The 13053-nt window shown below is 36.8% G+C and carries 10 protein-coding genes; 8 read left to right on the top strand and 2 right to left on the bottom strand.

Features of this window, described 5'->3' with window-relative positions:
- Positions 1 to 186 precede the first annotated feature (186 nt).
- Entirely contained in the window at positions 187 to 4650 is a 4464-nt protein-coding gene (locus tag BW951_RS05540; protein ID WP_076390869.1) for a GEVED domain-containing protein, read from the bottom strand.
- A gap of 435 nt (positions 4651 to 5085) precedes the next feature.
- Positions 5086 to 5520, bottom strand: coding sequence for a hypothetical protein (locus BW951_RS05535; protein WP_076390868.1), 435 nt, complete (start codon positions 5518 to 5520; stop codon positions 5086 to 5088).
- Between the two features lie 230 nt (positions 5521 to 5750).
- Between BW951_RS05535 and BW951_RS05530 the strand changes: the two genes are divergently transcribed.
- From BW951_RS05530 to pyrF, 8 genes are all read left to right on the top strand, one after another.
- On the top strand, positions 5751 to 6293 hold the full coding sequence (locus BW951_RS05530) for a YMGG-like glycine zipper-containing protein (protein ID WP_076390867.1): 543 nt from the start codon (positions 5751 to 5753) through the stop codon (positions 6291 to 6293).
- A gap of 56 nt (positions 6294 to 6349) precedes the next feature.
- Complete coding sequence (locus tag BW951_RS05525) at positions 6350 to 7984, top strand: LIC_10190 family membrane protein (protein ID WP_076390866.1); 1635 nt, start codon at positions 6350 to 6352, stop codon at positions 7982 to 7984.
- Between the two features lie 51 nt (positions 7985 to 8035).
- Positions 8036 to 9106, top strand: coding sequence for a chorismate synthase (aroC, locus tag BW951_RS05520; RefSeq protein ID WP_076390865.1), 1071 nt, complete (start codon positions 8036 to 8038; stop codon positions 9104 to 9106).
- 17 nt (positions 9107 to 9123) lie between these two features.
- A complete protein-coding gene (locus BW951_RS05515; RefSeq protein ID WP_076390864.1) occupies positions 9124 to 9687 on the top strand; it encodes a thioredoxin family protein in 564 nt (187 codons plus the stop codon).
- 1 nt (position 9688) lies between these two features.
- Complete coding sequence (locus BW951_RS05510) at positions 9689 to 10441, top strand: hypothetical protein (RefSeq protein ID WP_076390863.1); 753 nt, start codon at positions 9689 to 9691, stop codon at positions 10439 to 10441.
- A 14-nt stretch (positions 10442 to 10455) separates the two neighbouring features.
- Complete coding sequence (locus BW951_RS05505; protein ID WP_076390862.1) at positions 10456 to 10995, top strand: TlpA family protein disulfide reductase; 540 nt, start codon at positions 10456 to 10458, stop codon at positions 10993 to 10995.
- 83 nt (positions 10996 to 11078) lie between these two features.
- The gene (locus tag BW951_RS05500) at positions 11079 to 11426 is read left to right on the top strand and encodes a YkvA family protein (RefSeq protein WP_076390861.1); all 348 of its coding nucleotides are present in this window, start codon (positions 11079 to 11081) and stop codon (positions 11424 to 11426) included.
- Between the two features lie 237 nt (positions 11427 to 11663).
- Positions 11664 to 13043 carry an orotidine-5'-phosphate decarboxylase gene (gene pyrF, locus BW951_RS05495; protein WP_076390860.1) on the top strand — a complete coding sequence of 460 codons (1380 nt, stop codon included), beginning with the start codon at positions 11664 to 11666 and terminating at the stop codon, positions 13041 to 13043.
- Positions 13044 to 13053: the final 10 nt, after the last annotated feature.

The raw sequence follows: 13053 nt of genomic DNA, 5'->3' as shown, positions 1-13053 counted from the left end.
CAGGATATATTTTCTTTTTTATACCTGCTAACTTTCTTTTATTGCTGTAATTACCGGCATATGACAAATTAAACATTCTATTATCGTCGAATTTTTTCTATAATTCACATTTTAACATTTATTAAGAAAACAAAAAAAATAAGCCTCCATTTCTGAAGGCTTATTTGGTGTAAATTATTAATTATTTTATTCTTTAATGAACTTTTTCTGTACAGTTCCTTTAGAATCTTCAATATCGATTACATAAACGCCGTTTATTAATGTATGAACATCAATTTTGTTGTTTAAGATAATACCGCTTGATACCACCTGTCCGGCTGAATTATAGATCTTATAATTCCCTCTCGGACTGATGTTCTTAACATTTAATACTGTGCTAACCGGATTCGGATAGATCAATATATCAGACTGATTGATCGAGTTAGGAACCGGAAGCTTAGAAATTCTTACCGTGTAATCTTCTACTTCTCCATCTGGGAAGTTGGTACAATTTACCGGAATAATATCTTTGCCCATTGCCACTCTCATCACTACATATTTGTAGTCTACCAGACTGATGAACGCATCTGCAGGCACTGTAAACGTTGTACTTGCTGTAGGATTCGTATTTGGTCCGTCCGCAAGGATTCTTTCGTTGATATCGAAATATCCGTTTCTGTTGAAATCGATCCATACTGCAACACCCGCTTTATTGTTTCCTGCTAATTTTTTATCGATCACGATCTTGTTGTCCGTAGATCCCTGAATCAGGTCGATAAATTTAGTTGTAACTCCTGTATAATCTGTATAGTTAGATCCTACGGAAGTATTCGTCATCTGAGGTTTGCCATTTGGCGTTACCGTTACTTTAGAAATATATTCTGAAGTTATAGCCCCTGTAGATGCCATCTGACAATACACAATAGTTGGCGTTGTGAAGAAATAAGGCAGTGTATACGTTCCCGGAGTTCCGCTACAAACGTTTGCTACCTGCATTTCATATTTAGTCAGCTCCAATAAACCTGTAAGGGTAATCGTATTGGTATTAGACGGTACCATTGTCCAGCTCGGAATTCCTACTTTTCTGTATCTTAAGATATAAGTAGCTCCCGGAAAAGGATCCCATGTTACTTGTGCCGTAGTCGGTGTAATCGCTGTAATGGTAAGTCCCGGAGGAGGTAACTGACAAGTTCTTTCCGTAGTAAATACTTTAGGATTAGACCAAGTGTTAACAGTCGTTTCACCGTTACAGATATTTGCCACCTGTACTTCATATGTAGTATACGGAGTTAATCCGGTAATTGAATATGTATTTAAAGGAGGTGCAGTGATATTCACAGTAGTCCATGTTCCTGTACCTACAATTCTATATCTGATTACATAAGTAGCACTCGCCACAATAGGAGCCCAAGTTACGATTGCAGAGTTTGTAGTAATATTACTTATGGTTACATTCGGAGGGGTTGGATCACATCTTGTAGTAAACACAGCCGGTGTAGCAGTACCTTCAGTATTGTTACAAACAGCAACTACCATTACATCATATTTTGTAGCAGGATCTAAACCTGTATTGATTGTATACGCTGTTGCCGGCGGCGTTAATACAACTGATGAATTTACCCATGGTGTTGTTCCGTTCTTTCTCCAGTATACTTTGTAACCAAGGTTATCAGGAGAAGGAGTCCAGTGTACAGTCGCTGCATTATGAGCAATTGCATCCACATATACATTCGTAGGTGCTGTTGTAGAACATGGCTTAATGATAAATGTAAAATCTACATAATTACCATAAGGAGCCGGTCCGCAAGGAGTTACCGTACCGATATAAGACGCTGCAAATCTTGCTCTATAAGAACCTGAAGGACGACCTACAGAACTTATCGGAGCGTTAGCAACAGAATTTATATAACCTCCGGAATAATACACCTGCTCAGTAGCCGGATCAAATACTAAATCATTATTCCAGTCGATCCAGATATAATAGTAATATGTACTTGTTCCTGCATTCATCGAAACGTTAGCAATTCCTCCAGGCAATACAGAGAAACTTGTTGCCGAATTATTTACATACGCACTGTAAGTTGTAGCAGTGTAATTCAGATTCGTAAACCCGTTTGTTGATGTAATCGTTTTTAAATAATTGGTTGTCGATGATGAACCACCTGTAGGAAGACAATAATTGGTGTAAACCGTACGAGGTCCGGACCAATAACTAATATCTGAACTGCTACATCTTGCTCTTACCCAGAAATAGTACGTTGTGCTTGAAGCTAATCCCGATACCAGTTGGCTAGGTCCCGGAACTCCAGTGAACTGAGGAACAGTTGCTGCTGTAGGAGCAACTCCAGTAGTATTGTAATAAACATCATAACCATTTGCCGGTGGTGTCGCCGGAACCGTCCACTGTATTGTTGCACTTGACGTTGTCGCATTTGCAATCACAAGACCAGTCGGAGGAAGACACGTCGGAGGCGCTACCACAGATAAGGTAAAATCTACATAGTTTCCATATGCAGCAGGTCCGCAAGCCGTATTTGCACCAATAAATGATGATGAAGTACGAACCCTGTAGTTCCCTATCGGCTGTCCCGCAGGAATCGCAATATTTGCTGTTGCCGTTGCAGTATAAGTAGTCGTTGCTAAAATAGTTTCTCCCGGATCGTTAAAGTCAAGATCATTATTCCAGTCTACCCATACATAATAAAAATAGGTACTTCCACCGGATGTCGCCAAGTTGGTCGTTACTGTAAATCCTGGAGAACTCAAAACAACACTAGGAGAATTTACATATGCCTGATACGAAGAAGCAGTATAAGCTAAATTGGTCCATCCACCTGTAGTTGTAATATTATTCAGATAATAAGTTGTTGAAGATGAACCTCCCGTAGGAACACAGTAATTTGTGTAAACCGTACGAGGTCCGGACCAATAACTAATATCTGTACTGCTGCATTTCGCTCTTACCCAAACATAATACGTTGTACTTGTAGCCAAACCGGTAATCAACTGGCTAGGTCCCGTTACACCGCTATATTGAGGAACTGTTGCCGCTGTAGGAGCAACTCCTGTAGTATTATAATAAACATCATATCCATTTGCCGGTGGTGTTGCAGGAACTGTCCACTGTATTGTAGCACTTGATGTTGTTGCCGTAGTGATCGTAAGACCAGTAGGAGGCAGACACGTTGGAGGAGCTACAACAGATAAAGTGAAATCCACAAAATTTCCATACGGAGATGGTCCGCACGAAGTATTTGCACCAATAAATGATGATGATGTACGTACTCTGTAGTTTCCTACCGCCTGTCCTGCAGGAATAGCAATATTTGCCGTTGCAGTTCCTGTATAACTAGTCGTTGCTAAAATAGTTTCTCCCGGATCATTAAAATCAAGATCATTATTCCAGTCTACCCATACATAATAATAATAAGTACTTCCGCCCGATGTCGCTAAGTTGGTTGTTACAGTAAATCCCGGAGAGCTTAACACCACTCCCGGAGAGTTTACATAAGCCTGATAGGAAGTAGCTGTATATGCAAGGTTAGTCCATCCACCTGTAGTTGTAATATTATTCAAATAGTAGGTTGTAGAAGACGTACCGCCTGTAGGCGTACAATATCCTGTATAAACAGTAATAGGTCCTATTAAAGAACTTTGAGCGGTTGAACTACATTTTGACCTGATCCAAACATAATAAGTTGTATTGGCAGCTAAACCAGGAATTGTATAACTTGTAGCCGTTCCCGCAATACCCGTGATTTGAGGTGTAGCAGGAGCCGTAGTCGTTGTACTGTAATATATTTCATACCCGTTCGCCGGAGGTGTTGATGCTGCAGCCCATGTAACAGTAGCACTGTTGGCCGTAACCCCTGAAGAAGCAAAACCTGAAGCACCAAAACAAGATGGCGGAGTCCATGTATAGATAAGACCATCTGAAGGCATTCCCGGAGTTGCAGCGGTTGTATTGAAAGATTGAGTGCTGCTGTTCGCTGTTGCCAAAGTAGAAGCCGTAAACAAAGCAGTGGTAGCATTCAGCCTGTGATTAAAATCGGCATTCGTAGCCCCTCTTAATCCCGCCTGAATCGTTCCGCTTACAGACGTAGTACCCGCAAGGTAACTTCCTCCCTTATAAACTACGGCAATCGTATTTGTAGTTTCTCTAAGTCTTATCTGAAAAGAAAAAGTATAAACACTCGTTGTAGAAGTAGAATAAGAAGGTCTGAAGTCTGACCACTGTACTACAATCTCTCTGTTAGGCGCTGTTCCTACAACAGCCCAACTGATGCTTCCTGTTTTAGAAGCAATATTAAAAACAGAATTTAAATCCCTACCCCATGCAGAAACAGCCCCTGCATAAGTTTCCGTACTGGAAATCGGGCTGTAGGTAGCAGTTCCCGGAGCGGTTGCTCCGAAAGTAATAAATCCGTTTGTTGAAACATTGATGGAAGAATAATTACTTCCGTTAAATGAAACCGGAAAAGGAAGAGTAACCGGATAAACAACATTATCTAATGATGCCGCTCCTGTGTTCCCTGTTGCAGTTGCCAAGACCGTTGCCGTACTTGGCAAAGCTGTATAGCTTCCCGTAGATTGTGAAAAACTATAAGAATTTACCTGTGCACTCAGTATATACGAAAGTGCCAAGAAAAAAAACAATAGATATTTTTTCATATTAATAAATATTAGATCCTCTTAGGATATGAAAGTTATAAATTTTGCTTAAGAAATTATATCTCGAATAAGGATTATCCAAGATATTGAGTTTGTGATAAAATTGAAAAAAAGTAAAATAATTCACCATAGGCTAGAAATTTGTTGTTGTACTGCAAATCTAACTCGTTTTTTGATAATATATAGTATAAATTACAATCTTTTTGCAGAAAATGCATTAAATTTTAACTATATAAATCATTAACGTAGCCAAATTTGTGTTTTTTAATAACGTCATCTTTTCTGTTTTATTATAAACGATTTTATCAAATTGTAAACTCAGGCATCCCTATCATAAATTCGATCTGTAAAAAAACAACGCGTTATTGCTTTAAATAAAAAAGCCCCCTTACTCAGGAGGCTTAAAAGACAGGCTAATTTGTAAATAAGTTTAAATTATTCTTCCCAGGCAATAGGAACATACACCGTAACATAACCATCTGCATCCACTTTCGCCTCAGAAACTTCTGCCGTCACAGAACCGTAGCCTACCCATCCTCCCTGTCCCTGTGTGGCAGTGAAGGTATAATTTCCCTCAGGAAGACCATCAAAATACTGAGGCAAAGACTGCATTCCGCTTCCGCCATACGTTTCAAAAGTTTCTCCGGTTACGGTATTTGTTGCTACAAAATTTCCAAGATCATAACTTCCTGAAAGTGTTTTAGAACCATTCTGATTCTGTAGTCCAAAACGGATTTGATAGGTTTCTGTCTGAGAAATGTTTTTAGATGGTGAATATTTTTTTTCAGAATCACCTTTAATTGCCGAAAAAGAACTTACGACAGCAATTACGCCTGTAAAAAGCATAATTTTTACAATTGATTTTTTCATAATACTGTAATTTGGTAATCCAAAGATAAAGAATTCATATTAATTAGATTTTAAGTAAAAATCAACAATTTTTAACACCTTAAAACCATTTATGAATAAAGGATTTACATCATAATTTTAAGATTCATTTAAAAAATTTAACATTGCTTAACTGAATTTTGGCTTCATAATTGGAAACAGAATTAACATCGAAGTTGGATTGACTTAAAATCCTTATAAAAATTTGAGTTATGAAAAGTATAGTATTAACAGGACTGATGTCGGTATTTTTACTGACCGCCTGTAAAAAAGACGATCAGATAGCCCAGCAATCTTTGGAACAGCAGAAAATGGAGTTCCAGATGAGACAGTTGGAAATTGAAAAACAAAAATTAGCCATCGAGAAAGAAAAAATGGCTTATGAAGCACAGAAAAAAGCGGATAGTGTAGCTGAAGTACAAAAAGCGAAAACAGCAGCAGCAAACGCGAGACCGCAAGTGATAAGAGAAACACGTACCGTTTATAGAGACAGACCAAGCCAAAGCTCAGGTTCCAGCAACGGAACTTATGCCAACAATGGAAGTTCTTCGCAGACAACCGCCAAGAAAAAAGGGATGAGCGAAGCGGCTAAAGGTACCATCATCGGTGCTGTAGGTGGAGCGGCTTTAGGAGCTATTGTTAATAAGAAAAGTCCGGGAGCCGGTGCAGCCATTGGGGGTGTAATCGGGGGTGCGACAGGATATACTTTGGGTAGAGCGCAGGACAGAAAAAGCGGTAGAGTACAGCCAAGATAAAATTATATTTTCATCATAAAAGAGAAAGATTGCTTATTTTTAGGCAATCTTTTTTTATGATTCTACTTTTGCTTTCCACACTTTTACTCATTCCTGTTTTAATGGGAACAGGGAAAATTGTAGAAAATTTTTCAGGAAAATTAATTGAAGGAATATCCAGAAAAATTCTTTTAGGAATTCTTGGAATAAGCTTGTCGTGGACAATTCTTGCATTTTTTATTCCTTTAAACCGTTATGTAGAATTTTCTACTATTGCAATAGGACTGGTTTATTTTTTTAAGGATAAACTTTATAAAGATTTTACAGCCTTTTCAAAAAAAGATTTTTCGCTGATCTGCTTAGTTTCATTAATTATTTTATTCAGCGGATCTTTTTATCCCTATATTTTAGACCATTTCGGATATTATGTTCCCACTATAAAATGGCTGAAAGAATTGGGTTTGGTAAAAGGAATATCCAACCTCGATCTCACGTTAGGACAAATGTCGGTTTGGCATATTTTTCAGGCCGGATTTTCCAATTTTTCCGATCCGTTTTTAAGAATTAATTCAGTTGTACTGATTATTTATACCTTATATATAATAGAAAAGAAAAGCTGGATTCAACTTTGTTTTATTCCGGTTTTACTATTGTTCTGCCAGTCACCAAGTCCGGATTTGCCTGTTATTGTTTTTTCACTCATCATTTTAAATGAAATTTTAAAACAAAATAAACAAACCTCTCTCCTGTTCGCTTTTTCAGTTTTTGTTTTTATCATCAAACCTACTATGATCTGGCTGCCGGTTTTGAGCTTTCTCTACTCTGTTTTTATTTTGAAATCAGCCTTAAAAAATTTAATCTTCGGAATTTTAATCGGTTTCCTGTTTTTCATTAAAAATATTTACACATTCGGATATCCCGTTTTCCCTGTTTCAATAATAGATTTAGGAGTAAGCTGGAAACCCAATCCTGAAGTTTTAAAAATATCTTCTCAGTTTGCCATTCAGAAAACATATGATATGCAGTATTCGTATGAAGAAATTCAGAAATTTTCTGCCATTGATTACATCAGAAACTGGCTTTTTCTCAATGGAATCAAAGCAAAAATAAATCTTCTTTTTATTGTAAGTCTGATCATTTTCGTTGTTTTTACCTTCATCAAAAAAAACAGAATTATTACTTTCATCTGTATCTCGCTTATCATTAAAAGTGTTTTGGTTCTTCTTTTTTCAGCGCAGTACAGATTTTTTATGGATGTCTTTTTCGTGATCTTCTTTATCCTTTTCAGAGATTATTTTAACCAGAAGAAATCGGTTGCGGCATTTTCTGTTTTAAGCATCATTTTTATCGGATTTTTAACTTTCCCAAATATTTTGCAGACGTATTTCCCAAGTTTCAATCCGGGAAGTTTTATGGGAAAACTTGAAAAAGAACAATTGTACAAACCTTCGGTCTATGAAAGCACAAAGTTTGATTCTTTCAGGGTTGGTAATTTAAAATTTAATGTTTCGGAAAATTATCCTTTTAATTACGATTCTAAACTACCCGCTATTTCCGCAGGCTACGTTTCACAGGATGAAAAACTCGGGATATTTCCTCAATTAATTGATGATAAAAACCTGAAAAAAGGATTCGTCTGGAAAAAATTAAACAATCAGGAAAGAAAACAGGCAAAATCTGTTATTTATACTATCAATCCTCTCGGTAAATAGATCATATTTCGGGAGCCTTTTTATCTGAAGAAAAAGCCTTAAATTTGTAGTATGTTAAATACTTTAGGTAATCTTCTCAGTCTTACAACATTTGGAGAAAGTCACGGTCTGGCTTATGGTGGAATCATCAATAATTTTCCGGCAGGTTTAACGGTAGATTTCGATAAAATTCAGTACGAATTGGATCGCAGAAAACCGGGACAGTCTGCCATCGTAACCCAAAGAAAAGAAAGTGATACAGTGAAATTTCTTTCAGGAATTTTCGAAGGAAAAACAACCGGAACTCCGATTGGCTTCATTATCGAAAACGAAAATCAGAAATCAAAAGATTATGATCATATTGCAGAATCTTATCGTCCGAGCCACGCAGATTTTACTTATGATCAGAAATACGGATTGAGGGATTATCGCGGCGGCGGAAAATCTTCTGCAAGAGAAACCATCAACTGGGTGGTTGCCGGAGCTTTAGCAAAACAGTTTTTATCAGATATCGAGATCAACGCATACGTTTCTTCCGTAGGCGAAATTTTCTGTGAAAAACCTTATCAGGCTTTGGATTTTTCGAAAACCGAAAGCAATGAAGTGCGTTGTCCGGATGCGGAAACGGCAGAAAAAATGATCGAAAGAATCAAAGAAATCAAAAAAGAAGGAAACACGATTGGCGGAACGATTACCTGCGTGATTAAAAATGTTCCTGTAGGAATCGGCGAACCTGTTTTCTCAAAACTTCAGGCGGAACTAGGCAAAGCCATGCTCAACATTAATGCAGCAAAAGGTTTTGAATACGGAAGCGGTTTCTGCGGTGCTAAAATGACGGGGAAAGAACACAATGATCTTTTTAACGAAGATTTTACCACAAAATCAAATCTTTCAGGAGGAATTCAGGGCGGAATTTCCAACGGAATGGATATTTATTTCCGTGTGGCTTTCAAACCTGTGGCAACGATTTTAAGACCTCAGGAAAGTGTGGATAAATACGGAAATCCGGCAATTGTAGAAGGAAAAGGACGTCACGATCCGTGCGTTCTTCCAAGAGCAGTTCCTGTGGTGGAAAGTCTGGCGGCGTTTGTTCTCGCAGATTTATTCCTCATCAACAAAACAAGAAACATCAATAATTTTTAAACATCATAATTTTAGCAGTGAAAAATTACTGGGAAAAAGGCATCTCTTTCGAAGAGTATGTGGAAATCGGAAAACAGAGATTAGAAAACCCTTCCAATCAGCAGGAGGCAGATTATAAACCTTATTACGAACTTGGACTTCAGAGAATTGACAGAACGTTAAAGAAGTATGTGGCGGATGAAGAACAGCTAAAACAGTTAGAATCTAAAAATTTTGACGGTAAGATTTTAATTATTTCTGAGGTTTGGTGTGGTGATGCAAGTGCAACCGTTCCTGCTTTGGTTAAATTTTTCGAAGGTAAAAATGAGGTTCGTATTTTCCTGAGAGACAGCGACAAAAGTTTAATCAGTCAGTTTTTAACGAACGGAACCGAATCCATCCCGAAAGTGATTATTCTGGATAAAGATTTTAACGTTAAAAATTCATGGGGACCGCGTCCGAAATTCGGAACAGAACTTCTGATGAAATACAAAGCTGATCCTGAAGTATATACAAAAGATCATTTCTATAACGATCTTCAGGTGTATTATGCGAAGAACAGAGGAAAAGATGCCGTTCAGGAAATTTTAGAATTGTTGTAATATGTCGAAATTTTTCAGATTTTTTGTTGCAATTCTATGCATTTCGAATTTTTTGAATGCTCAAAATTCAAAGCTTGAAAATAAAGAACTATTTTTCTCAAAAGAATATGAAAAATTTTCTCAGAATGACGACTATGATGTTAAAGAATCTCAGTCTTTACATTTTTCTGCAGAATTCAAGAAATTCATTTCCGAAAATCCTGAAACGCTGTTGTATAACTTTAAAAATTTAAATAACAAAGTAAGCATTATTACCTCCGAAGATAAAAAACTCAGATTTTATGTTTGGGATACAGAACTGGGAGGAACAATGAAAAGTTTTGATCAGATCATTCAATACTCCTCAAATGGAAAAGTAAAAACCATTTATAATAAAGAACAGTCTGATACTCCTTATTTTATTTCTGAAATTGTAAAAGTTCCTCTTAATAATCAGATGTATTATCTTGTTATTTCTAACGGGATTTTCTCTACGAAAGATATGGCTCAGGCAATTCAGGCATTTACAATCCGAAAAGATCAGTTAATTGATTCTGATAAGATTTTTAAAACAAAAACAACAACTCTCAATAAAATTCAGGTTGATTTTGACTTTTTCAGCGTTGTTGACAGACCGGAACGTCCGCTGAAACTGATTACATTTGATAAAGACAAATTGTATATTCCAATTGTTGATAAAGACGGTGTTGTTTCAAAAAAATTTCTGATTTATCAGCTTAATAATAATTACTTTCAATATATTGGGACAAAATAAATAATATAGATTTAATGAAAAAAAATATAATTTACATTGTACTGATCGCAGTTATTGCCGTTATCGCATTTATTCCGGGAGTGAAGGAAAAACTGCAGGAAGCATTTTTTCCGGTAGCCACCATTGAAAACGCGGTACACATCAGCGAAGAAGATTATGATATCGATCTGAAGGGAATTAATGTTCCGAGTACCAATCTTAAAGCTTTTAAAGGAAAGGCGGTTTTCCTTAATTTCTGGGGAACATGGTGTCCTCCGTGCCGAAAAGAATGGCCTTCGATCCAGAAACTGTATGATACCAGAAAAGATCATGTAAATTTTGTTTTAATCGCCATGGAAGATAAAGAGGATGCGGTAAGAAAATTTCTGAAAGAGAATAATTACAACGTTCCTGTATACATTGCGCAAAGTCCGATCTCGGAGAAAATCCTTCCGAAAGTGTTTCCTACAACCTATTTGCTGGATAAAGACGGAAGAATTTTAATCAAGGAAGATGCTTCAAGAGACTGGAACACAGAATCTACCCATCAGTTTATAGATAATATTATTAAATAATTTTAACTAAATTTTGTAAATTATTGGTACAGAATTTGCGAAATTTACAGAGTTAAAAAAAATTATTTAAACCTAAACACAAAATGAAGTATTCTAAACTGAATCTGGCAAAAGAAGCGATAAACCACAAAGGTTTCGTAAAAAAAATCCCTGATATTTTCAGAATGATAAAAATGTGGAGAAAAGGAGAATATCCTATGAGATCCATCGATATTATTCTGCCGTTGTTAGGATTGTTATACGTGATCTCCCCGATAGATCTTCTGCCGGAAGTTGCCGTCCCTGTAATTGGCGTTTTGGATGATCTTGCTGTTTTATCACTTGCAATTCCAAAGCTGATAAAAGAGGTAGATAAATTTCTTCTCTGGGAAACCGAGCAAAAATATAATTCAGGCACCACGAAAGTAATTGATGCCGAAATTGTAAAATAATTTGAAAATAATATTTATAAGCCATTCGTCGTACGAGTGGTTTTTTTATGGAGAAATGCTAAAGGTGAATCCTAATTTTTAATCTCGCAGATTTTATTGATTTCGCAGATTAATTTTGTGTTATCCGTGAAAACATTCGTGTCATTCGTGTCATTCGTGTTTGAAAAAAAACGGAGTAAAATTCACAATTGACATTTAACATCATTTCCTTAAATTTGCAACATCTAATAAAAAATAATGGAAAGTAAAAAAGAATTCTTTTTGGAGTGCTACAAACTGGGCATCATTAAATTCGGAAGATTTACCCTGAAAAGCGGAATCGAAAGCCCTTTTTATGTAGATTTAAGACCTTTGGCTTCAGATCCGAAAATTTTAAAAAATTTAGCCAATTATTTACTGGATATGCTTCCTCTGGATAATTTTGATCTGATCTGCGGAGTTCCTTATGCAGCACTTCCGATGGCTACAGCGATGTCTCTGGAAAGCTATATTCCGTTAATTATTAAAAGAAAGGAAGCGAAAAACTACGGAACTAAAAAACTGATCGAAGGAATTTACCAGAAAGGACAAAACTGTCTTTTGGTGGAAGACGTCATTACCTCCGGAAAATCTTTAATTGAAACCATTGCAGAAGTTGAGCAGGAAGACATCAAAGTTGCAGATATTGTTGTGGTTTTAGACAGAGAACAGGGCGGAAAAGAGCTTCTGGAAAGCCGTGGTTACAGAGTTCACACCCTATTCAATATTTCTGAAGTCTGTACCATTCTTCGTGAAAATGGCGAACTTACCGATGATGAAGTAAAGAGAATTCAGGATTTTTTACAGGGAAACCATATTCAGTTTGAAGAAAAAATAAGACCTTCTTACGAACAGAAATTAGAGACCGCACAACATTCCGTTTCCAAAAAATTACTGGAAACTGCTTTAGCAAAACAGTCTAATTTAATCGCTTCAGCAGATGTTACCACCACTCAGGAATTATTAGATTTAGCTGAAAAAGTGGGGCCACACGTTATTGCTTTAAAAACTCACATCGATATTATTTCGGATTTTGAATACGAAAAAACCATTACTCCGTTAAAAGCTCTTGCTGCAAAACACAATTTCCTTTTAATGGAAGACAGAAAATTTGCAGACATCGGAAACACGCAGGAACTTCAGTTTACAAGCGGTGTTTTTAAAATTACAGACTGGGCAGATTTTGTGACTTCACAGGTGATCGGAGGTTTTGAATCTTTAGACTGCTTCAAAAATGTAGGCGTTGTAGCCATCATCGGAATGTCTTCGAAAGGAGCGTTAACAACAAGTGCGTATCGTGAAGAAGCGTTAAAAATAGCTTCATCGCACCCGAATGTTATCGGAGGTGTTTCTCAGAATATGCTTCCTGAGGAAATGTTATTATTCACGCCGGGTGTAAATTTAGCCGATTCAGGAGACGGAAAAGGACAGCAGTACAATACTCCGGAACACGTATTCAAAACACTTCATACAGATTTCATTATTGTAGGAAGAGGAATTTATAAAGCTGAAAATGCAGAGCAGGCAGCTCAGACTTATAAAAGCGAAGGCTGGAAAGCATATTTGAATTCTTTAGAAAAAAAAGAAGTTCAGCACTAAAATCTTTGCG

The sequence above is a fragment of the Chryseobacterium gambrini genome (assembly GCF_900156825.1).
GTDB classification, from domain to species: Bacteria; Bacteroidota; Bacteroidia; order Flavobacteriales; family Weeksellaceae; genus Chryseobacterium; species Chryseobacterium gambrini.
This window is presented reverse-complemented; position numbering and strand designations above follow the sequence as displayed.

Bases quoted from the DNA above. Each gene is read 5' to 3' on its own strand.
- BW951_RS05540 (WP_076390869.1), bottom strand. From the start codon at position 4,650: ATGAAAAAATATCTATTGTTTTTTTTCTTGGCACTTTCGTATATACTG.
- BW951_RS05535 (WP_076390868.1), bottom strand. From the start codon at position 5,520: ATGAAAAAATCAATTGTAAAAATTATGCTTTTTACAGGCGTAATTGCT.
- BW951_RS05530 (WP_076390867.1), top strand. From the start codon at position 5,751: ATGAAAAGTATAGTATTAACAGGACTGATGTCGGTATTTTTACTGACC.
- BW951_RS05525 (WP_076390866.1), top strand. From the start codon at position 6,350: ATGATTCTACTTTTGCTTTCCACACTTTTACTCATTCCTGTTTTAATG.
- aroC (WP_076390865.1), top strand. From the start codon at position 8,036: ATGTTAAATACTTTAGGTAATCTTCTCAGTCTTACAACATTTGGAGAA.
- BW951_RS05510 (WP_076390863.1), top strand. From the start codon at position 9,689: ATGTCGAAATTTTTCAGATTTTTTGTTGCAATTCTATGCATTTCGAAT.
- BW951_RS05505 (WP_076390862.1), top strand. From the start codon at position 10,456: ATGAAAAAAAATATAATTTACATTGTACTGATCGCAGTTATTGCCGTT.
- BW951_RS05500 (WP_076390861.1), top strand. From the start codon at position 11,079: ATGAAGTATTCTAAACTGAATCTGGCAAAAGAAGCGATAAACCACAAA.
- pyrF (WP_076390860.1), top strand. From the start codon at position 11,664: ATGGAAAGTAAAAAAGAATTCTTTTTGGAGTGCTACAAACTGGGCATC.